The 22102-nt window shown below is 73.4% G+C and carries 15 protein-coding genes and 1 pseudogene; 4 read left to right on the plus strand and 12 right to left on the minus strand.

What is annotated here, in order from left to right; translation table 11 throughout:
* The coding region (locus tag K6I33_RS00895; RefSeq protein WP_229347322.1) for a flavin reductase family protein at positions 1-599 on the plus strand (599 nt) is incomplete at its 5' end.
* A 61-nt stretch (positions 600-660) separates the two neighbouring features.
* Here the strand turns inward: K6I33_RS00895 and K6I33_RS00900 are convergent.
* From K6I33_RS00900 to K6I33_RS00920, 5 genes are all read right to left on the minus strand, one after another.
* Positions 661-1680: a hypothetical protein gene (locus K6I33_RS00900; RefSeq protein ID WP_229347324.1), complete on the minus strand. Its 1020-nt coding sequence runs from the start codon at positions 1678-1680 to the stop codon at positions 661-663.
* Positions 1681-1841: 161 nt separating this feature from the next.
* Positions 1842-2915 (minus strand): Zn-dependent alcohol dehydrogenase, encoded by a 1074-nt coding sequence (locus K6I33_RS00905; protein WP_229347327.1) that lies wholly within the window; start codon positions 2913-2915, stop codon positions 1842-1844.
* 39 nt (positions 2916-2954) lie between these two features.
* A complete protein-coding gene (locus K6I33_RS00910) occupies positions 2955-4418 on the minus strand; it encodes an aldehyde dehydrogenase (protein WP_229347341.1) in 1464 nt (487 codons plus the stop codon).
* On the minus strand, positions 4415-5602 hold the full coding sequence (locus tag K6I33_RS00915) for an acyl-CoA dehydrogenase family protein (RefSeq protein WP_229347343.1): 1188 nt from the start codon (positions 5600-5602) through the stop codon (positions 4415-4417). Before K6I33_RS00915 ends, K6I33_RS00910 begins: the two co-directional genes overlap by 4 nt.
* 33 nt (positions 5603-5635) lie before the next feature.
* Positions 5636-6547, minus strand: coding sequence for an SDR family NAD(P)-dependent oxidoreductase (locus K6I33_RS00920; RefSeq protein ID WP_229347350.1), 912 nt, complete (start codon positions 6545-6547; stop codon positions 5636-5638).
* Positions 6548-6669: 122 nt separating this feature from the next.
* Between K6I33_RS00920 and K6I33_RS00925 the strand changes: the two genes are divergently transcribed.
* Positions 6670-7596, plus strand: a complete 927-nt coding sequence (locus K6I33_RS00925) for a cyclase family protein (protein WP_229347352.1) — start codon at positions 6670-6672, stop codon at positions 7594-7596.
* A gap of 245 nt (positions 7597-7841) precedes the next feature.
* On the opposite strand, the gene K6I33_RS00930 is transcribed toward K6I33_RS00925, so the two are convergent.
* From K6I33_RS00930 to K6I33_RS00945, 4 genes are all read right to left on the minus strand, one after another.
* Positions 7842-8321 carry an ATP-binding protein gene (locus K6I33_RS00930; protein ID WP_229347354.1) on the minus strand — a complete coding sequence of 160 codons (480 nt, stop codon included), beginning with the start codon at positions 8319-8321 and terminating at the stop codon, positions 7842-7844.
* Positions 8322-8734: 413 nt separating this feature from the next.
* Positions 8735-9781 (minus strand): acyl-CoA dehydrogenase family protein, encoded by a 1047-nt coding sequence (locus tag K6I33_RS00935; RefSeq protein WP_229347365.1) that lies wholly within the window; start codon positions 9779-9781, stop codon positions 8735-8737.
* A gap of 9 nt (positions 9782-9790) precedes the next feature.
* Positions 9791-10960, minus strand: a complete 1170-nt coding sequence (locus tag K6I33_RS00940) for an acyl-CoA dehydrogenase family protein (protein WP_229347377.1) — start codon at positions 10958-10960, stop codon at positions 9791-9793.
* Positions 10961-10964: 4 nt separating this feature from the next.
* Positions 10965-12164, minus strand: coding sequence for an amidohydrolase family protein (locus tag K6I33_RS00945; RefSeq protein ID WP_229347379.1), 1200 nt, complete (start codon positions 12162-12164; stop codon positions 10965-10967).
* 133 nt (positions 12165-12297) lie between these two features.
* Between K6I33_RS00945 and K6I33_RS00950 the strand changes: the two genes are divergently transcribed.
* Complete coding sequence (locus K6I33_RS00950; RefSeq protein ID WP_229347383.1) at positions 12298-13893, plus strand: class I adenylate-forming enzyme family protein; 1596 nt, start codon at positions 12298-12300, stop codon at positions 13891-13893.
* Positions 13894-13927: 34 nt separating this feature from the next.
* Here K6I33_RS00950 and K6I33_RS00955 read toward each other — a convergent pair whose 3' ends face one another.
* The 3 genes and pseudogenes from K6I33_RS00955 to K6I33_RS00965 all read right to left on the minus strand — a co-directional run bounded on the left by K6I33_RS00955 (position 13928) and on the right by K6I33_RS00965 (position 20496).
* Complete coding sequence (locus K6I33_RS00955) at positions 13928-16687, minus strand: protein kinase (protein ID WP_229347391.1); 2760 nt, start codon at positions 16685-16687, stop codon at positions 13928-13930.
* A gap of 265 nt (positions 16688-16952) precedes the next feature.
* Positions 16953-18485, minus strand: a pseudogene (locus tag K6I33_RS00960) (serine/threonine-protein kinase); the annotation flags it as partial.
* 304 nt (positions 18486-18789) lie between these two features.
* Entirely contained in the window at positions 18790-20496 is a 1707-nt protein-coding gene (locus K6I33_RS00965; protein ID WP_229347396.1) for a glycerol-3-phosphate dehydrogenase/oxidase, read from the minus strand.
* A 334-nt stretch (positions 20497-20830) separates the two neighbouring features.
* On the opposite strand from K6I33_RS00965, the gene K6I33_RS00970 reads away from it, so the two are divergent.
* Entirely contained in the window at positions 20831-22099 is a 1269-nt protein-coding gene (locus K6I33_RS00970) for a nucleotide sugar dehydrogenase (RefSeq protein WP_229347402.1), read from the plus strand.
* Positions 22100-22102 lie beyond the last annotated feature (3 nt).

Below are 22102 nucleotides of genomic sequence, written 5' to 3' on the forward strand. Positions count from 1 at the left end.
GCCTTCCCCCGCTCCCCCGCCCGGCTCTGCGGGCCGTACGAGCGGACGAGCCTCCTCCGCCAAATCCACCGAATCCGGAGGCCTTCCGGACGGTGCTGGGGCACTTCGCCAGCGGAGTCACCGTGATCACGGCGCCCGGGGCGGACGGCGAGCCTCCGGCCGGCTTCGCCTGCCAGTCGTTCGCCTCGCTGTCCCTCGACCCACCCCTGGTCGTCTTCATGGTCGGCCGTACGTCCACGACCTGGCCCCGCGTGGCCCGCGCGGGCGTCTTCTGCGTCAACATCCTGGGCTCCGGGCAAGGAGCGCTCTGCCGGGGTTTCGCGGTCAGCGGCGCGCAAACGGCCGACAAGTTCACCGGAGTCCCCCACACCCCCGCCCCGGCGACCGGTTCGCCCAGGATCGAGGACGTGCCCGCCTGGGTGGACTGTGTGATCCACGCGGTGCACACGGCAGGGGACCACCTCATCGTCGTGGGGCGCGTGGCGGCCCTGGGGACGGACGAGAACGCGGCGAGCGCCGGCCCCCTGCTGTTCCACCGGAGCGGCTTCGGCACCTTCGACGCGTTCGGGACGTACGACGAGCGGGCGTCCCGCCCCTGACGGGCACGTCCACCGCGTCACGTCCATCGCGGTCGCGTCCATCGCGGTCACGCCCTTCCGGTCACCGCTTCCTGTGCTTGACCACCTTCGTCAGCACATAGCGCTTGCCGGAGCCCGGCTTGCCGATCTCGTGGAAGATCCGCGGCTCCTTCTCCGTACCGATGACGCTCCAGTCGCGGGACAGCTCGCAGGCGCTGATCCGCAGGGAGACGCCCTGGACACGGCCGCCGTCCTTGACCGGCGTCCAGGTGCCGGAGCCGTCGCAGTCCTTGGGCCGGTCCTTGCCCGTGCCGTCCCAGGTGAAGTTGTCGAGCCCCTCGGCGATCGCGTTGCCGTCCGAGGCCAGCTTGACCGTGCCGCCACGGCCGTCCGTCCAGGTGCCGGCGAGGTCCGACTTGGTCAGGCGCGGCGGCTCGTACACACTCACCAGGCCCGTGCCGTACGCCCCGGCGCCGAGCGCGCCGACGACCAGCCAGGCCAGCAGACCGTCGCGCGTCACCCGGCGGGCCACGCTGCCGGAGCGGCCCTCCTGAACCCTGCGGGCGGCCGCCCGGCCGGCCAGCGCGGCGGGCACCAGTACGACCGTGAGAGCGCCCCACCAGATCGGATAACTGAACGGCCACGCGAGGGAGAGGGTGCCGAGCGCCGCCACGCCGCCGAACACGACGACGGCCGCCGCCGCGACGGCGGTCGCGGCCCCGGCGGTCCACAGCGCGCTGTCGCTCCGTTCCCGGGCGCGTGCCGTACGCCGGGCCAGCGCCAGCCCGGGCATGACGGCGGCGGCGGTGACGAAGCCGCTGAGCAGCACGGTCAGGAGCAGGGCGCCGAGGGCCACCGCGGCGATCAGGAGGGGGCCCTTGGGAAGCCCGTCGTGTTCCCGGGAGAGAAGGACGAGCACCCCGGCCGTCGCGGCGACGACGATCTCCGCGCAGAGCGTGGCCATCGAGGCGCAGAACGCCGCGCCGAACCCGTCGTCGCGCGCCGCCCGGTGCGGTGCTCCGCAGCACGGCGCGGACGCGGCGTCCATCGCCTCGTCCGGTATCTGTTCCGCTATCGCGTGCGGATCGGCCTGCTGTGTCATGTCAGCCCCTCTCTCCAAGAATGATTCCCCCAGAGGCCGCGAGGTTCCGTTCCGGCCGGTCCGGAATCGGGCCGCTCGGCACGAAAGGCACAGGCCAACCCCACGCTCAGGCGACGGCCCGCGCAAGACCCGCGAAGGGGATCACATGGAGGACGACCGGCTCACCGGTCGAAGGAGAGGACGCCCCGGGCCACCGTACGGTTGTTCATGTCGTCCATGGCCTGTGCGAACTCCTCGACGGGGTAGACCCGGGTGACGAGTTCGTCGAGCATCAGGCGGCCCTCCCGGTACAGCCGGGCGTAGAGCGCGATGTCGTGCTGCGGCCGGGACGAGCCGTATCGGCAGCCCAGGATCGACTTGTCCAGATAGAGGGACGAGACCGGGAACGACGCCTCCGCGCCGATGGGCGGCACGCCCAGCAGGACCGCCTGGCCATGCCGCCCGAGGAGGTCCACCGCCTGCCGGACGAGCCGGACGTCGCCGACGCACTCGAAGGCGTGATCGGCTCCGGCGGGCAGGACCTCCCGGACGGCGGCGAGGACGTCGCGACCGGCGGAGGCGTGGACGAAGTGCGTGGCGCCGAAGAGCCGGGCCGTTTTCTCCTTCGCGGGGTTCGCGTCGACGGCGACGACCGGAGCGGCACCGGCGATCCGCGCTCCTTGCAGCACATTGAGGCCGACCCCGCCCGCCCCGATGACGAGGACGGACTCGCCCTGGCCCACGCGGGCGCGGTTGAGGACCGCGCCGACGCCGGTCAGGACGCCGCAGCCGAGGAGGGCCGCCGGGGCCGGCGGGACGTCGGCGGGGATCCTGACGGCCTGGACGGCCTTGACGACCGTCCGCTCGGCGAAGACGGAGGTGGCCGCGAAGTGGAACAGCTTCTCCCCGTTCCGCCGGAAGGGCCTGCCGGGCCTGCCGAAGGCCGCGCGGCACATGGCGGGCCGTCCCCGGTCGCAGTCGGCGCAGGCGCCGCAGGAGGCCAGAGTGGACAGGGCGACGTGATCGCCGGGTGAGACGTGTGCGACACCCGGCCCGACGGCCTCGACCACGCCCGCGCCCTCGTGCCCGAGGACCACGGGAAGGGGATGCGGAATGGTGCCGTCGACAACCGCGAGATCGCTGTGGCAGAGGCCGGCCGCGGCGACGGCGACGAGCACCTCGCCGGGGCCCGGGTCCCGTACCTCCAGGTCGTCGACGAAACGGGGCCGCTCGCCGTCGAAGATGACGCCTCTCATCGGTGGTCCTCCCATCGGTGGTCCTCGCCGGGGCAGGGCTCAGGACGGCCAGACGACCGACTGGAGTTCGCTGTACGCGTCGAGGGCGAACGAGCCGCCGTCGCGACCTGTCCCGCTCTCCTTGAACCCCCCGAAGGGCGTCTCCGGGTGCCGCTGGACGGTGTTCACGCCGACGTTCCCGCTGCGGAGCCGGGCGGCGAGGGCCCAGGCACGACCGGTGTCGGCGCTGAAGACGTAGTCGTGGAGGCCGTACGCGGTGCCGTTGGCGATACGGACCGCCTCGTCCTCGTCGTCGAAGACGATCACGACCACGACGGGGCCGAAGATCTCCTCGCGGGCCACGGTCATGTCGGGGGTGACGTCCGTGATGAGGGTGGGGGCGACGTAGAAACCCGGGCGGACGGCGGGGCGCGCGCCCCCGACGACGACGCGGGCGCCCTGGTCACGGGCCCCTGCGATGTGGGCCTCGACGCGGTCGCGCTGCTCGGCGGAGATCAACGGGCCCACGACGGTGGAGTTATCCACAGGGTCCCCGACGATCAGTGACCCGGCGTAGCGTGTGAGACCGGCGACGACCCGCTCGTACAGCGACCGGTGGACGAGCACGCGGGTCGGCGCCGTGCAGATCTGCCCACTGTGGAAGGACCAGACCGAACCGACCGCCCCGATCGCCGACTTGACCACCGCCTCGTCGGCGTCCTCCAGGACGATGGCCGCGCCCTTGCCGCCCAGTTCCATCAGGGTGCGCTTCATCGACCTCCCCGCGGCCTCGGCGATCTTCTTTCCCACCCCGCTGGAACCGGTGAAGCTGATCATGTCGACGCCGGGGTGCGCCACGAGCGCCTCCCCGGCTCCCGCGCCCGAGCCGGTGACCACGTTGAACACCCCGTCGGGAAGCCCGGCCTCGCGGCACAACGGGCCCAGCTCCAGGCAGCAGAGCGGGTCCTGCGGCGCCGGCTTCGCGACGACCGTATTGCCCATGGCCAGGGCGGGTGCGGCCTTGCCCGCGAGATTGACGAGAGGGAAGTTGTAGGAGGTGATACAGCCGACGACGCCCACGGGGCGGCGCACGGCGGCGGCGCCGAGCAGGCCGCCGGGTGCGAGGGGGCTCGCCCCTACGGGGCGTGGCGCGAGCGGGACGACGTGCGGTTCCGTGGCGCCCCGCGCGTACCGGTGGAAGCGTTCGGCGGCGGGGGGAAGTTGCATGGCCGAGGTGACGCGTGTCGTCGCGCCGGTCTCGGCCTGGAGGAGGGGCGCGAGCTCCTCGCTCCGTTCGGTGATCAGATCAGCGATCCGGTCCAGTACGGCCGCGCGTTCGCGCGGACTCGTACGGGACCAGCCGTCCTGCGCGGCCCGCGCGGCGGCCACGGCGTCGGCGACTTCGGCGGGAGTCGACTCCGGGGCCTCCCCGACGACCTTCTCGGTCGCCGGATTGACAACTGGATAGTGCCCTTTTTCCGGCGCGCGCCAGGCGCCGGCGATCCAGTGCCCGTACGCCGTCATGTCCGTGCCTCCTTGGGCAGACCGAGTACGCGCTCGGCGATGATGTTGCGCTGGATCTCGTCCGAGCCGCCGTAGATGGTGTCGGCCCGGCTGAAGAGGAACAGGCGTTGCAGGGTGTCCAGCCGGTACGGGCTGCCGGCGCTCCAGGGGTCCGGCCCCAGGGTGGCGGGGGCGCCGCGCACCCGCATCGCCAGTTCGCCGAGCCGCTGGTGCCAGCCACCCCACAGCAGCTTGGCGACGCTGGGCGCCCCGGGGGTGTCCGCGGACCCCAGGGTCCGCAGGGCGTTCCAGCGCATGACCTGGAGTTCGGCCCACTGCCGTACGAGCCGGTCCCGTACCGCCGGCTCCTCTGCGGCACCGGTCTCCACGGCCAGGCGGACCACTCGCGCCAGTTCGGCGGCGAAGCCGATCTGCTGGACGAGGGTGGAGACCCCACGCTCCCTGGCGAGGAGTCCCAGGGCGACCCGCCAGCCGTCGCCCTCGCCGCCGACGAGGTGTTCGGCGCGGGCCTCGGCGCCGTCGAAGAACACCTCGTTGAAGTCTGCGGTCCCGGTCAGCTGGCGGATCGGCCGGACCTCGACGCGGCCGGGCTGGTCCATCGACACGAGCAGGAAGGAGAGTCCGTGATGGCGCCGTGAGCCCTCGGTGGTGCGGGCGAGGACGAAGCACCAGTCGGCCTCGTGGGCGAGGGAGGTCCAGATCTTCTGCCCGTCGATCCGGTAGACGCAGCCGCCGTCGGCGCGTGTGGCGGTGGTCCGGACGCCGGCGAGGTCCGAGCCAGCGCCGGGTTCGCTGTAGCCCTGGCACCAGATCTCCTCGCCCCGGGCGATGGCGGGGAGGAAGCGGGCGCACTGGGCGTCGTCGCCGTGGGCGAGGAGGGTGGGTGCCAGGAGGTTCTCGCCCAGGTGGCCGAGGCGGGCGGGCGCCCCGGCGCGGGCGTACTCCTCGGCCCAGACGACCTGTCCGGTGAGGGAGGCCGTACGGTTGCCGTGGGTGCCTCGGTGGGGGCTCCAGCCGAGGCCGATCCAGCCGCCGGTGCCGAGTTCGCGCTCCCACGCGCGGCCGGGCGCGGGGCGCCCGTCACCGTCCTGGTGCCGGGCCGTGTGTCCGGGCAGATGCCCGGCCAGCCAGGTCCGGGCCTCCTGGCGGAATGCCTCGTCCTCCGGCCCGAATGCGAAGTCCATGGCGCTGTGCCTCTCCCTTCGCGGTCCGCCGCGTCACACGTTGGGGCGCCGGCCGGCGGCGGCCGCGTCGGCCATCGCCCGGAGCCGGTCCAGCAGGGGCATCGGATCGGTGCCGACGGTCTCTGGGAGGACCTCGGCGATCCGTTCGGGGGTCCAGCGGCCCTCGGCGTAGGCGGCGCGCAGTTCGCGCGGCTGGGCCCAGACGGCGATCTTGGGTCCGGCGACGGTGTAGACCTGGCCGGTGACGCCCTGCTCCCGGGCGCGGTCGCCGAGCAGGTAGACGACCAGGGGGGCCACGTCCTCGGGTGTGCCGATCTCCTTGAGTTCCATGGGTACGCCGGCGGACATCCGGGTGCGGGCCACGGGGGCGACGCAGTTGGCGGTGACGCCGTACTTGTGCAGCCCCAGGGCGGCGCTGCGGACGAGGGAGATGATCCCGCCCTTGGCGGAGGCGTAGTTGGCCTGGGAGACGCTTCCCTGGTGGTTGCCGCTGGTGAATCCGATGAGGGTGCCGGCGCGCTGCCGGCGCATCACGGCGGAGGCGGCGCGGAAGACGGTGAAGGTGCCCTTCAGATGGGTGGCGATGACCGGGTCCCATTCCTCCTCGGTCATATTGAAGATCATGCGCTCGCGGAGGATGCCCGCTCCGCACACGACGCCGTCGAGGCGGTCGTACCGGGCGATCGCCGTGTCCACGATCCGCCGGCCGCCGGCCATCGTGGAGACGTCGTCCGCGACGGCCGTAGCCTCGCCGCCGAGGGCCTCGATCTCCTTGGCGACGGCGGTGGCGATCTCGCTCGAGGGCTCCTCTCCCGCCACGGACACCCCGTAGTCGTTGACGACGACCCGGGCCCCCTCGGTGGCGCACGCCAGGGCGACCGCCCTGCCGATCCCCCGTCCGGCGCCGGTGACGGCGATCACCTTGCCTGCCAAGAAGTCCCCCACGGTGTGGCCCCCTCCCGCAGTTTCTGACGGTCCGTTAGATTTTTGGGCAGCACGGGCGTGAGCACAAGCCCCGCGGCCGAAGCCGCGGCGGAGCCGCACAGGCATCATCCGGGAGGACTTCCATGCCACTGCCGTCCGAGTTCTACGAACTGGCCAAGCGGCTTAACAACTGGGGCCGTTGGGGCGAGGGTGACGAGATAGGCACGCTCAACCTCATCACCGACGCGGTGGTGCGCGAGGCCGCCGCGGCCGTGACCAGCGGGCGGCGGGTCCCGCTCGCGCTGCCCCTCCACCAGGACGGCGTACAGACGGGGATGATCCCGGGCAGGGTCAACCCGCTGCACACCATGGTGGCGATCAATATGGAGCCGTTCGGGCCGGGCACCGTCGCCACCAGCGACGATGTCGTGACCATGGGGCTGCAGGCCGGTACGCACTGGGACGGGCTCTCGCACGTCTCCCACGGCGGGAAGCTATACAACGGCCGTCCGGCGGACTCGATCACCGCCCAGGGCCGCTCGGCCTTCAACGGCGTGGAGAAGGCCGGGCACATCGTCTCGCGCGGCGTCCTGCTCGACGTCGCCCGCGCCAGGGGCGTGGACCGGCTCGAAGGCGACCACGCCGTCACGCCCGAGGATCTGGAGGCGGCGGAGGAGCTGGCCCGGGTCACGGTCCGGCCGGGCGACATCGTGCTCGTCAGGACGGGACAGGTCCAGCGTTTCCTGGCCGGCGACAAACACGCGTACGCCCATCCCTCCCCGGGCCTGTCGATCCGCACGCCCGAGTGGTTCCACGCCCGCGACGTGGCCGCCGTCGCCAATGACACCCTCACGTTCGAGATCTTCCCGCCGGAGATCGCGGACCTCTGGATGCCCGTACACGCGCTCGACCTGGTGGAGATGGGCATGCCCCAGGGCCAGAACTGGAATCTGGAGGAACTCTCCGCCGTATGCGCGGAGGAGCGGCGCTACGCCTTTCTCCTGGCGGCCATGCCGGAGCCGTTCGTCGGCGGGACGGGAACGCCCGTGGCGCCTGTGGCGATCTTCTGACGGGGCCCGGCGGGCACCCGGGGCAACGGATGGGCGGCGGCGCACAGATGCGCACCCCGAGCACGGCACCGTGCGCCGCCAACCAGCTCCGGCGCCTCAGCCCTGTCGTCGCGCCGGATCGCGACCCGCACTCGCCAAGGCAGCCCAGGACAGCCGGACCTCTCGACGTCCCCTCGCAACGAATCGCTGCATCCAGGGTGATCACGTGACCACTTCACGTCAACACCTGGTCTGGACTTTGTCGACTACGCCCGATTTGTCGCGGCGTGTTGTGGCTCGAAAGCACTACTCCAGCACGGCCCGCCGCGGTCGACCTCGCACCAGACGCGCTTGCCGGTGCCCTCGCGCTGCCAGCCCCAGCGGTCGGCGAGTCCGTCCACCAACTCCAGACCCCTGCCTCCCGTGTCGCCACCCTCGGCCCACCGCCGCGTCGGCGGCCGGGCGCTGATGTCGGCCACCTCTACCCGGACGGTGCCCGGCGGGGCGTCCAGCGCCGGGCCGGCGGGGCTCGCGGCGCCCGGGAGGAGCATCCGCAGGACGGCCGGACAGCCGGTGTGCACCACGGCGTTGGTGACCAGCTCCGAGATCAGCAGGATCAGCGTCTCGGCCAGGGGCTCGTCGAGCCCTATCCCGCACCCGGCGAGCCGTGACCGCGCCCACCTACGGGCCCGCCCCACTTCCGAGGGGTCGGCCCCCACCTCGATCTGCACCTGAAGCACCTGCACCGCTCACACCATCCGAACCGGCGGACACAACGCCTCGCTGCCCGACGGGATCACTGAGCGTGACCCCCTTCGGCGACAGCATGGTTGACGTACAGTCACCCCGACAAGCGCTTCGGGCATATTCCGGCGCAGGGGAGCATGCGTACTGCATACTGTGCGGCGCGCGCTTGAGGGGCTCGGGCACCGGGGCGTTCCCGCCTCCGGGCCGACAAGGACGAAGGGCGTTTCCCTGCCCGGTACCACTTCTTCGGCGGGACCGGATTTATTGCGCCCTTGAACCACTCGCATCTCACGGAGAGTACCCGAAACCCGGCGCGACTCCATACAGTGACGACTTGCGCGAAGAACACAACTCGATATCGACGCAGCGTGATCATTCCATGGCGGCAGGGGCGACATTAAAGCCGAGCCGATTACCCGGCGTCATTCGAATGGTTCGCGATTCCGTCGGGCAATTCTCCGGAAGGGGCGAGCAGGGCCCGGGCCAGCGCCTCTTCAGCACCCTCGGCCGGCTGCCACTGCGTCCGCCTCAGCCAGGCCCGTTTCAGATGGAGGTGGACATCCGCCTCCCAGGTGAAGCCCATGCCCCCATGCAGTTGCAAACAGTCGCGGGCATTACGGACGGCCGCCTCGTCCGCCAGCAGCCGGGCCCCGTCGATATCGTTTTCGGTGGCCGTGAGTGACGCCGCATATACGCTTACGCGTGCGAGTTCCGTACGGGCGAGCATTTGGGCGCACAGGTGCTGCACGGCCTGGAAGGCGCCGATCGGGCGGCCGAACTGTCTGCGGTTCTTCGCGTGGGAGACGGCCATGTCCAGAGTGCGGCCGGCACTGCCGAGTTGCTGCGCGGCGGTCAGCAGCGACGCTTCCCGGCGAAGGCGAGCGGTATCACCCCCGGCACACCCGCCCCCTCCGGCGCCCACGACCGGCAGAGCCTGTGCGCACCCGGGCATTTTCCCCACGTGACGCAGGGGCGTCGTGGGGTCCACCGACCGCACCGGACGGCCCGGCAGGGCGCCCGGTCCGTGACCGTCCGTCACCTCCAGCGCCCGGAGACGGTCACCGTCGAGAACGAGTACGACATCGGCGACGGAGAGGTGCTCGACCATGCCGGGCCCCTCCAGGGCCGTCACCACGGTCTCGCCGTCGGCCGCGCCGGGGATCAGGCCGGCCGCCAGGTGGGTGGCCACGAGCGGGCCGGGGAGCAGGTGGCGGCCCGCTTCCTCGAAGAGGAGCACCGCCTCCGTCAGGCCGAGCCCGGCTCCGCCGTCCTTCTCCGCGAGTCTCAGGGAGAAGAATCCGCACGTCCCCAACTCCCGCCACAGAGAGCGGTCGAGAGCACCTTCCAGCACTTTGACATCGATGGATTCCCGGAGTTTCTCCCGGGGGAATCGCGCCGCCAGGAGCGTCCGCATTCCCGCGATCAGAGCGCGCTGATCGTGACTCGGCCGGAAGTCCATGCCCTTGGGTCACCGCCCTTTGGGGAGGCCGAGGACGCGCTCGGCGATGATGTTCTGCTGGATCTGGGAGGTGCCGGCGGCGATGGTGTAGGCGAGGGACGTGAGGCGCCCGGTGGTCCATTCGTGAGCGGCGTCCAGTGAGAACGGGCCCAGGACGTCGGCGGCCGCGTCGTAGAGCTCCTGCCGCGCGTGGGAATAGCGCAGTTTGAAGACCGAGGCACCGACGCCGGGCACCCCGTCGCCGCCCGCGCGGAGCGCCGCTTCCGCCTCGCTCGTGTTCCACTGGACGAGCCGCCACAACGCGCCGAATTCGGCGTTGAGGCGGCCCAGTCGGCGCCGGAGGACGGGATCGTCCCAGCGCCCGTTGTCCCGTGCCGCGCGGGCCAGCTCCACGAGGGTGCGACGGCAGGCGACGGTTTCCCCCGCGAAGGCGGTGCCGCGCTCGTGGGAGAGCGTGACCATGGTGACGCGCCAGCCGTCGTTCTCGGCGCCGACGCGATGGGAGAGCGGCACGCGCACCCCGTCGAGGAACACCTCGGCGAACTCCGCCGACCCGGCGAGGGTGCGCAGCGGGCGAACCGTCACCCCGGGGGCGTCCATGCGCAGGGCGAGCCAGGTCAGGCCCCGGCGCCCGGAGTCCGGGGGGCCGGTGCGGACGAGCAGTTCGCACCAGTCGGCGACCTCGGCGTGCGAGGTCCAGATCTTGCCGCCGGTGACGACGTAGGCGTCGCCGTCACGGACCGCGCGGGTGCGCAGGGAGGCCAGGTCGGAACCGGCGTCCGGCTCGGAGAAGCCCTGGCACCACACCTCCTCGCCGCGCAGAATGGGCGGCAGCCAGCGGGCGCGCTGGGCGGCGGTCCCCTCGGTCGCGATGGTGGGGCCCGCGTGCAGGAGGCCGACGAAGTTGGCGCCGACATAGGGGGCTCCCGCCCGTTCGGTCTCCTCCAGGAAGATCAGGTGCTTGCCGGGGAGCGCGCCCCCGCCGCCGGCGTCGGCGGGCCAGTGCAGTCCGGCGTACCCGGCGTCGTACAGCGCCCGTTGCCAGGCGCAGTCGTAGGCGCGGCGGGCGGGCCAGTCGTCCGGTGACGGTTTGGAGGGCAGACCGGGCAGCGTCGCGTCCAGCCAGGCGCGGAGCTCCCGGCGGAACTCCTCCTCTTCCGCGGTATGGGCGAGGTCCACCGGCTCAGCTCCCCGGTTCGTCGAGGTCCAGGCCGAGCATGCGGATGGCGTTGCCGCGCATCAGCTTGTGGACGGTCTCCTCGTCGAGGCCCCGCACATGGTCGAGCGCCACCTCCTTGGTGTGCGGCCACGTCGAATCGACGTGGGGGTAGTCGGTCTCGAAGGTGGCGTTGTCGCGACCGACCGCGTCGAGTGAGTCGACGCCGTGCTTGTCGCGGAAGAAGCAGCAGTAGATCTGCCGGTAGTAGTAGGTGGAGGGCGGTTCGGGGATCAGATCGCGGACGCCGCCCCAGGCGCGGTGTTCGCGCCAGACGTCGTCGGCGCGTTCCAGGGCGTAGGGGATCCAGCCCATCTGTCCCTCGCTGTAGGCAAGTTTCAGGCGGGGGAAGCGGACGAGGACGCCGCTGAAGAGGAAGTCCGACATCGAGGCCATGGCGTTGTTGAAGGAGAGCGTGGCCTGGACGGCAGGCGGGGCGTCGGGGGAGGCGGCGGGCATCTGGGAGGAGGACCCGATGTGCATGCACACCGCCGTCCCCGTCTCCTCGCAGGCGGCGAAGAACGGGTCCCAGTAGCCGGAGTGGATCGACGGCAGCCCCAGATACGTGGGGAGCTCGCTGAAGGTCACCGCCCGCACGCCGCGCGCCGCGTTCCGCCGGATCTCCGCCACGGCCAGGCCCACGTCCCACAGCGGGATCAGGCACAGCGGGATCAGCCGGCCGCCGCTGTCGCCGCACCACTCCTCGACCATCCAGTCGTTGTAGGCCCGCACACAGGCCAGCGCGACCTCCTTGTCACGGGCCTCCGCGAAGGTCTGCCCGCAGAAACGCGGGAAGGTGGGGAAGCACAAGGACGCCTCGACGTGGCCCAGGTCCATGTCCGCCAGCCGCGCCTTCGGGTCCCAGCAGCCTTGGCGCATCTCCTCGCGCGTGATGCCCTCCAGGGTCATCTCGTCCCGCGAGAAGCCGACGGCGGCAATGACGCGCTTGTACGGGAAGAGCCCCCCCTCGTACTCCCACCAGTCGGTGACCTGACCTTCCGAGTCCGTGGTGAACCGGTACTTACCGCCGACGTACTCCAGCTCCCCGATCCCGGCGGTCAGGGGGCGCGGGCCGCTGTCACGATACTTCGCGGGCAGCCAGGCATCGAAGAGATGGGCCGGCTCGATCACGTGATCGTCGACGCTGACGATGCGCGGCAGCTCCATGGGGGTGCCCCTTCGCCATATCTGACACTCCGTCAGTTCACTAGGAGGCTAGCCCCCGCCCCCTGGACCGACAAGGCGCGACGGCCTACGCTCCGGCCCGGTATGACGTACCGTCAGATCGGAGGGCGCCCTCATGCGGAACGGCACCAACGCCCGGGAACTGGCGGACTCCCGCACGCTCTGGGAACTCCTCGCACGCCGCGCGGAGCTCACCCCGGACGCCCTCGCGCTCGTCCAGGCCGACGAGCCCGCGCGGGAGGCACGGGACGGAGCGCCCGGCGGCGACCGGCGGATGACCTTCGGCGGGCTGCGCTGCCGCGCCGAGCGCGTGGCCGCCTGGCTCCACACCTTCGGCGTGGGGCCCGGGAGCCGGGTCGCCTGGCAGCTGCCCACCCGCGTCGAAACCGTCGTCCTGGCCTTCGCGCTGGCCAGGCTGGGCGCCGTCCAGAGCCCCCTCGTCCCCGCCTGCCGCGACCACGAGGTCGGGCACGCGCTCAGGTCCACCGGAGCCGAGTACTTCGCCGTCCCCGGCCTGTGGCGGGGCTTCGACCACACGCCGATGGCCCACCGCGTCGCCCTGACGCTGCCCACCCCGCCCCTGGTATTCCTGGCCCACGACGCCCTCCCGGAGGCCGACCCGGCGATCCTCCCGCCCCCTCCGGCCGACGGCACGGCCGTCCGCTGGATCTTCTGGACGTCCGGCACCACGGCCGCCCCCAAGGGCGTCCTGCACACGGACCGCGCCCTCATCGCCGCCGGCGGCTGCCTCGCCGACGCGCTCCGGCTCACCCCCGACGACGTCGGCTCCATGGCCTTCCCCTACGCGCACGTGGCCGGGCCCGACTACACCGTCGCGATGCTCCTGCGAGGCTTCCCCGCGCTGCTCGTGGAGCACTTCTCCCTGCCCGGTTCGCTCCCCGCCTACCGGCGCCACGGTGTCACCGTGGCGGGCGGCTCGACCGCCTTCTACGCGATGTTCCTCGCCGAACAGCGCAAGAACCCCGGCCGCAGGCTGCTCCCCACGCTCCGGCTCATGGCCGGCGGCGGGGCGCCCCGGCCGCCCGCGCTCCACCACGACGTGGTCCGCGAACTGGGCTGCCGGCTCGCCCATGGATACGGGATGACCGAGGCACCGATGATCACTATGGGGTGCCCGGACGACCCCGAGGAGAGGCTGGCCGCCACGGAGGGACGGCCGCCCGCCGGCATGGAGGTCCGGGTCGCCGGCAGGGACGGCACGCCCGTCCCCGCCGGGACGGACGGGGAGGTACGGCTGCGCGGCGAGGCGGTCTGCCGGGGCTATCTCGACCCGGCCCAGACGGCCGAGGCGTTCGACGAGGACGGCTTCCTCCGCACCGGGGATCTCGGGCGGCTCACCGAGGACGGCCATCTCGTGCTCACCGGCCGGGTGAAGGACATCATCATCCGCAAGGGCGAGAACATCTCGGCGCAGGAGATCGAGCGGTTCCTCCACGACCACCCCGGCGTCGAGGACGCCGCCGTCATCGGCCTGCCCGACGCGCTGCGCGGGGAACGCGTCTGCGCCGTCATCCAGCAGCCGGCGGGGGCCCGGCCGCTGACCCTCGAAGCCGTCACGGCCCATCTGCGCGCCGCCGGACTGGCCGTGCACAAACTGCCCGAGCAGCTGGAGCTCGTCGACACGCTGCCCCGCGACGACACCCTGCACAAGGTCCTCAAACAGACGCTGCGCGAGCGCTTCGCCGACTGAGCCGGCTGAGCGAACCGAGCGAACCGTCGCCCGGTCAGCCGCCCATCCGGTACGTGGCCATGGCCTGCTCGAAGAAGGTGTCCACCGACCGCTGTTCGTCCATCGGGCCGCGTACCTGGAGCAGGTGGTAGCGGTCGCCCAGGATCATCGCGGCGTTGCGCACATAGATCTGCCGGCCGCCGCTGTCGTTCCAGTGGAACGTGCCCTCCGCCGTCGCCGTTCCGCCGACGTCGACGCGCCGCAGGCCGGAGGAGCCCGACCAGGACGAGGCGCGGTACGGGGCCAGCTCGGGTTCCTTGTCCTGCTGGTAGGCCATGGGGTCACCGCCGAACTCGGCCACCGTGTCCCGGCCCGGCACCACGATCAGCTCGTAGTCCCCGCCGGCGAAGACGACCTGGCCGCGCCCGTTCTCGCCGCGCCGCTGCCAGTCCTCGGCGACGGCCACGGCGAAGCCCTTGGGGTCCTTGCGCAGGGCGAAGCCCTTGGCGGCACCGGCGCCGGACCCCGTGCCGTCCCCGGCCCGGCCGTCCCGGGCGCCGTCCGTGGAGGCCCGGCCCGCCGTACCGGCGGGGGCGGAGCCGCCCGGGGCCGCGCTCAGGGCACCGGCCGCACCCGTACGGTCCACCGGGGCGCGCCCGGCGCCCTCCTCCGCGCGCGGCATGAACAGCACCGCGTACAGCACGGCCCCGAGGAGGGCGAGCAGGATCAGGCCGAGGAGCAGCTTTCCCAGCCGCTGCGGGGAGGTCGTCGCGGGCACGCGCTCCTCCCGCAGATGGCCCGTGGTGTGGAAGCCGCTCCGCTCCTGGGCCCGGGGCTCCCCGGCCCGGGGCTCCCCACGCCGCTCCCCGGCCGCCCGCTTGTGCCGGCCGTGGGCGCTCGCCGGGGCCGGGCCGGCCGCCGTGCCCCGGGCGGACGCGCGGTCGCGCCGCTTGCGGACCAGCTCACCGCGCCGCCGGACGACCGGAAGCCGGCGCGGATCGCCGGGGGCGGGGGCCCCGATCGACGGCACGGTGACGGTCCGGCTGCCGAGCTCGGGCTCCGGCGCCGAACGGATCAGCGACCGGAGCCAGCCGCGGAGCTCCTCGAACTCGGGCCGCTCGGCCGGGTCCTTGCGCATCAGCGACTCGACGACCGGGCGCAGCGCGCCGCACTCCTCGGCGTACGCGGGCGGTTCCGCGCAGACGACCTGGACGAGTTCGGCCGTGCTCTCCTCGGGGTAGGGCGCGTGGCCCTGGACGACGCGGAAGAGCAGGGCGCCCAGGGCCCACAGGTCGGCGGCGGGGCCGACGGGGGGCGCGAGCTGCCAGTTCTCCTGCACCGGCCAGGCCTGTTCGGGCGCCCAGCGCTCGGTGACGGCGCCCACCACGACCATCCGCGCCTGCCGGGCACGCTCGGCGGCAAGGGCGTCGGCCGGGCCCTTGGGGTGCCCCCAGCCGTTCGAGGACCGGCCCGCCGGAGCCGGCGACGCCCCGCCGGCGGACCCGCCCTGAGCGGGCACGGCGGGTACGGCGGGTACGGCGGGCACGGCAGGCTGAGCGCCGCGCTCCGGGACGCCGGCGCCGGGCCGCGTGCCCGAATCCGATACACCGGGCCTTCCTTGAGCCGGCAGAGCGGGCTTGCCCTGCCCCGGACCGGCGGGCTGCGCGCCCCGGCCCGGTACGCCTGACCCACCCTTCCCCGACACTCCGGGCCCGCCCTGCCCCGGTGTCGCGGGACCGCGTGCGCCTGCGGAGCCCGGGCCGCCGCGGACCAGGCCGTCCGCGTTCCAGGGGCGGGTGGCCCCCGGAGCGGGGGCGCTGCCGCTGGCCGCGCTGCCGCCGCCCCAGGTGGAGGCGCCGGCGGCCGGGCGGCCGGCGCCCTCGGCCGCCGCGCGCGCGGCGGCGCGGGCTGCCGCGTGGTAGGCGGCGATCGCCCCGGAGCGGGCCGCGCGAGCGTTCCGGGTCTCGTCCCGCTCGTCCCCCGAGCCATGGAGCTCGCCGGTGCCCTGGGCCGCCGTACCGCCCGCCGTACCGCCCGCCGTACCGCCCGTCACGCCGCCTGTCGCACCGCCCGCCGTGCCGCCGCCGCCCTGCCGGGGAACGGCGGTCCCGGTGCGCGCGCCCGGACCGCCGGGGCCTCCGCTCCCCGGCCCGTACGGCGAGGGGCGCGACCGGTCCCCCCGGCCCGCCGGTTCCGGGACCGGGTCGTAGCCGCACAGCGCCTCCTCGGCCGCGCCGGCGGCCAGGCCGGTGAGGATGGCACGGCCGTCGTCGCAGATGAGGACGGTCCGGGCGGTGATGTTGCGGTGGGTCCAGCCCTGGGCGTGGAGGGCGCGCAGGGCGGTGAGGACGTCGGCGGCCACCTCGGCCGCGCGGTGCGGTGAGAGCGTGCGCTCGGCGAGCAGGGCGGCCAGCGGGCGGGCTGAGACGAGCTCGCTGACGATCCAGAGGCTGCCCGCCTCCGCGAAGACGTGGAAGACCTGGTCGAGCCGGGGGTGGTCCGGGATCTGCGCGGCGGCGGTGGCGGCCACCAGCGCGCGGCGCACCGCCGGGTCGCCGGGCCCCGGGGCCGTACGCCGTGTGCCCGCGCCTCCGGCCCCCGCCCCGGCCGGGCCCCGGGCGGTGCCGGGGCCGTGGGGGCCGTCGCCCCCCAGGACCTCGGCGTCCACGACCTCCGGCAGCGGAATCTGCCGGACCAGGACCTCCTGACCGCTGTAGGTGTCGAACGCCCGTGTCTCCACGAGCTCGAACGCCTCGGACGGGGGCAACGGCAGACGGTAACGGTCGGCGAGCACCCGGCCCGCGTAGTCGTCCACGACGCCTCCCCACTCGTGCGATCCGCCGTCGCGCGGTCCGCCCCCGACGCACCGACCGGCCGTCAAAGCCGGTCGTTCAGCGGTGCCTTGCGGCGTATCGCGACTGCGTACGGTCCACGACGACTCACGATACGTGCCGAACCCGCCCCTTAGGGCGCGTACGGTTCAGTACGTCCCCACCAGTCCGGCCCGGTATGCGCACGCGCTCCTCCCGTCCCGGAAGGCCGCACGGCGTCGCGCGGGCCGGCGCGCGTCAGTTCGCGCGCGAGAAGCCGTCCCGGTCGCCCAGGGAGGCGTACGCCGGGGCGGTCGAGACGACCGCGGCCTTCTTGTGCTTCGTGGACGAACCGCCCTTGCCGTTGTCGTCCTTGTCGCCGCTCACGGCGAGGGCGATCACCGTGCCGATGACGGCGAGAACGACCACGACCGCCGCGACAAGCAGCACACGGCGCGGCACGACGTCCATGACCGAGGCCCGGCCGTAGGTCGTGCCACGGGCGTCGCGGACGCCCCTGGCGCCGGCCGCGACGCTGCCGACCCGCAGCTTGACGGGCTGCCCCGCGCCCTCGGGCTCGGCGGTGACCGACGAGCCGGTGTCCGCGTCGCGCAGAGGCCGGAAGGCGCCCCGCGTCCGCTGGTCCGCCGCGCCGCCGGCCGCCGGCGAGGGCGCGGACGACGAGCCGGACCGCGCGCCGCCGGACACACCACCGGCCGGGCCCCCGGACCGGGAGGACGAGGGAGACGAGAACGACGGGGACGAGGAGGACGGGGACGAAGAGCCCGGGGACGCCGACGCGGACGACCGGACGTCGTCATAGCCGTACCCGCCGCGGTCCTTCTTCCCGGACCGCGCCGGAGCCGCCGCGCGGACCGGCTTCTCCGGTATGGACGGCACGGCGATGGCCTGGGTGGCCTCCAGGTCGGGCTGAGGCTCGGGCGGCTTGGGCAGCCGCTCGTCCGGGGCGTTGACGGCGTCCGTCAGCAACGCCCGCGCCCCCGCCTCGTCCAGGCGCTTCTGCGGGTCCTTGGCCAGCAGCCCGTACATGACCTCCGCCAGCGGGCCGGCGTTGCGCGGCGGCCCCAGGGGCTCGGTCATGACGGCCGTGAGGGTGGCGATGGCCGACCCCTTGTCGTACGGCGGGGCGCCCTCGACGGCCGCGTACAGCAGGCCGCCCAGCGACCACAGGTCGGCGGGCGGGCCGGGCTTCTGGCCGCGGGCGCGCTCGGGGGATATGTACGAGGGGGCGCCGACGAGCATGCCCGTCGAGGTGACCGAGGGGTCGCCCTCGACCTGCGCGATGCCGAAGTCGGTGAGGACGACACGGCCGTCGTCCGCGATGAGGACGTTGGAGGGCTTCACGTCGCGGTGGAGGATGCCCTCGCGGTGCGCGGCGCGCAGCACGTCGAGGACGGCGAGCCCGACCTCGGCGGCCCGGCGCCACTTCAGCGGCCCGTCCTCGCGGATGACGTCGGCGAGCGAGCGGCCCTCGATGAGCTCCATGACGATCCACGGCCGGTCGTCCTCGTGCACGACGTCGAAGACGGTGACGGCGCCGGCGCTGCGGATCCGGGCGATGGCCTTGGCCTCGCGCAGCGTGCGCGTGATCAGACGGCGCTTCTCGTCCTCGTCGATGTTGGCCGGAAAGCGCAGCTCCTTGACCGCGACCACACGGCCCAGGGTCTCGTCCGTCGCCCGCCAGACCGTGCCCATGCCACCACGCCCGAGGACGTCCCCGAGGCGGTACCGCCCGGCGAGGAGGCGCCCTGCCGTGCCCTGCGTCTGCTCCGCCTCCGACATGCGTCCCCTCTGGCAATCAGCTCTGCGACCAACCGACCCTGGCAGAGGGACCATTGTCTCTCATCCGCGGACCAGCGGAAGGCCAGGGTCCGAGAGCCCTGGTGAGGAGCGTGTGCCGACGCGCGCCGAAGACGACGGGATGCGGTGGCGTCGACGCCCGCGCCCCTGAACAGGACCTGTCACTTCTACAGGACCCGGTCCCGGCGCGGGCGGTTCCCGAAGCTGCCGGTCTGTCACACACCGCTCATGAGCACGGGTGCACATCAAAGGACAACACCGGACATCGGCTCCCATGGACGGGCCGTCAGACCGGCTGGATGTCCGGCGCGCCCAGCCGGGCCGCGTCCGCCGTCAGGTCGTCGGGCTGCCGCTGCGACTCGCGCTCGGCCTCCACGCGCTTCTCGTAGTGCTCGACCTCCTTGTCGACCTGGGCCGCGTCCCAGCCCAGCACGGGCGCGATCAGCTCGGCGGCCTCGCGGGCGCTGCGCGTGCCGCGGTCGAAGGTCTCGATCGAGATCCGGGTGCGCCGGGTGAGGACGTCGTCGAGGTGGCGCGCCCCCTCGTGGGAGGCGGCGTAGACGACCTCCGCCCGCAGATAGTCCTCGGCCCCGGTCAGCGGCTCACCCATCGCCGGGTCGGCGGTGACGTAGGACAGCACCTCGTCCACCAGCGAGCCATAGCGGCTGAGCAGGTGTTCGACCCGCGCGACGTGGAGCCCCGTGCGCCGGGCGAGCTGGGCGCGCCCGTTCCACAGGGCCTTGTACCCCTCGGCGCCGACGAGCGGCACGTCCTCGGTGACGCAGTCGGCCACCCGCTGGGAGAGCCCGTGCACCGCCTCGTCGACGGCGTCCTTCGCCATCACCCGGTACGTGGTGTACTTGCCGCCCGCCACGACCACCAGCCCCGGCACCGGGTGGGCCACCGTGTGCTCGCGCGAGAGCTTGCTGGTGGCGTCCGACTCGCCGGCGAGCAGGGGGCGCAGCCCGGCGTAGACGCCCTGGACGTCGTCGCGGCTGAGCGGCACGGCGAGCACCGAGTTCACGTGCTCCAGCAGATAGTCGATGTCGGCGCTGGAGGCGGCCGGGTGGGCCTTGTCGAGGTCCCAGTCGGTGTCCGTCGTCCCGATGATCCAGTGCCGGCCCCACGGGATCACGAAGAGCACGCTCTTCTCGGTGCGCAGGATGAGCCCGGTGGTGGAGTGGATCCGGTCCTTGGGGACGACCAGGTGGATGCCCTTGGACGCCCGCACGTGGAACTGGCCGCGCTCGGCGATGAGCTGCTGGGTGTCGTCCGTCCACACCCCGGTGGCGTTGACGATCTGCCGGGCGCGGACCTCGAACTCGCCGCCCTGCTCCAGGTCCCGCACCCGGGCGCCGACCACGCGCTCGCCCTCGCGCAGGAAGCCCACGACCCGCGCCCGGTTGGCGACGTCGGCGCCGTAGGCGGCGGCGGTGCGCACGAGGGTGGTGACGTAGCGCGCGTCGTCCATCTGGGCGTCGTAGTACTGGAGGGCGCCGACCAGCGCGTCCTTGCGCAGGCAGGGCGCGACCCGCAGTGCCTTCCGGCGGGTGAGGTGGCGGTGGGCGGGCAGCCCCCTGCCGTGGCCCGAGGAGAGGGACATGGCGTCGTAGAGGGCCACGCCCGCGCCGGCGTAGCAGCGCTCCCAGCCTCTGTGCTGGAGCGGGTAGAGGAAGGGCACCGGCCTGACCAGGTGCGGGGCCAGCCGCTGGAGCAGCAGCCCGCGCTCCTTGAGGGCCTCGCGCACCAGGGCGAAGTCGAGCATCTCCAGATAGCGCAGTCCGCCGTGGATGAGCTTGCTGGACCTGCTGGACGTGCCGGCCGCCCAGTCCCGCGCCTCGACGAGGCCGGTCACCAGTCCGCGGGTCGCCGCGTCCAGGGCGGTGCCCGCGCCGACGACGCCCGCGCCGACCACGAGGATGTCCAGTTCCCGCTCCGCCATTCGGGCGAGAGCCTCGCCGCGCTGGGCCGGGCCGAGTGTCGCTGTCCTCACCACTGCCTCCCGCCTGGCCGCCCCCGCCGCCGCTGCCGGTGACCGCGCGGACGGAGCCGGGACCGTACGTCGTTTACGCGTCCTTGCTTCGATGCTGCCCCAGATCGGGCGCTGCGGCCGCGCCACGGACGGCCGCGCCCACGGCGCGGCGCCACCGGGAGAGACACAGAAATACCGGATAACAGTCATATATCCGCCTAAGCTGATGTACCGGGCCGTTTTCGCCGGAAACCACCGGACACCGGCCACGGCCGTCACCACCGGCCATCGCCACCAGCCATAGCCACCGGCCGTCGCCTCCGGACCTCGCCTCCGGGAAGGACCGCATCCCGCCATGCCCGCAGATCTCGCCGTCATCGGCCTCGGTCACCTCGGGCTCCCGCTCGCCCAGGCCGCCACCGCCGCCGCCATCCCCACCGTCGGCTACGACACCGACGCCCGCACCGTCGCCGAGCTCCGCGCCGGACGGGTGCCCCCGGAGGGCGCCGACGGCATCACCGCGGGCCTGATCCGCCGCATGATCTCCGCCGGCTTCCGGGCCACCACCGAGGACGCCGAGCTCGGCAGGGTCCGTACGGCCGTGATCTGTGCCCCCACCCGGCTGGGCGAGGACCGGGCGCTGGACCTCGGCGCCGTCGTCTCGGCGGCCCGCGCCCTGGCGGCCCGGCTCCGGCCGCACACCACCGTGATCCTGGAGTCGCCCGTCTATCCCGGCACCACCGAGGACCTGATCCGCCCCCTCCTGGAGTCCGGCTCCGGGCTGCGCGCCGGCCAGGACTTCCACCTCGCCTACTCCCCCAGCCGCCTCGACCCCGGCAACCGCCGGCACGGCCTGGCCAACACCCCCAAGGTCATCGGCGGCCTCACCCCCGCCTGCACCGAGGCCGCCGCCGCCTTCTACGGGCGCGTCTGCGAGAAGGTCGTCCGCGCGCGGGGCCCCCGCGAGGCCGAGGCCGTCAAGGTCCTGGAGACCAACTACCGGCACGTCAACATCGCGCTCGCCAATGAGATGGCCGTCTTCTGCCACGACATCGGCGTCGACCTCTGGGACGTCCTGCGCTGCGCGGAGACCAAGCCCTTCGGCTTCCAGGCGTTCCGCCCCGGCCCCGGGGTCGGCGGCCACGGCGTCCCCATCGACCCCAACTACCTCTCCTACAAGGGCCGCAGCCTCGGCTACCCCCTGCGCATGGTGGAGCTGGCGCAGGAGGTCAACGGGCGGATGCCGCGCTACGTCATCCAGCGCTGCGCCACGCTCCTCAACGAGCACGGCAAATCCGCGCGCGGCGCCCGGGTGCTGCTGCTGGGCGTCAGCTACAAGGCCGACGTCGGCGACCAGGAGGGCTCACCGGCGCGCGAGATCGCGTCCCGGCTGATGGAGATGGGCGCGCTGCTCAGCTACCACGACCCCTACGCCGCCCAGTGGCGCGTCATGGGCCAGCCCGTGCCGCGCGCCGACTGCCTCTACGAGGCGGCGGCCGCCGCCGATCTGACGGTCCTTCTCCAGCACCACCGGACGTACGACCTCCAGGGGCTCGCGGTCAAGGCCCAGCTGCTGCTGGACACCCGGGGCGCGAGCCCCACCGGAGCGGCGCACCGGCTGTGACGC

Source organism: Streptomyces sp. UNOB3_S3, assembly GCF_020740895.1.
Classification (GTDB): domain Bacteria; phylum Actinomycetota; class Actinomycetes; order Streptomycetales; family Streptomycetaceae; genus Streptomyces.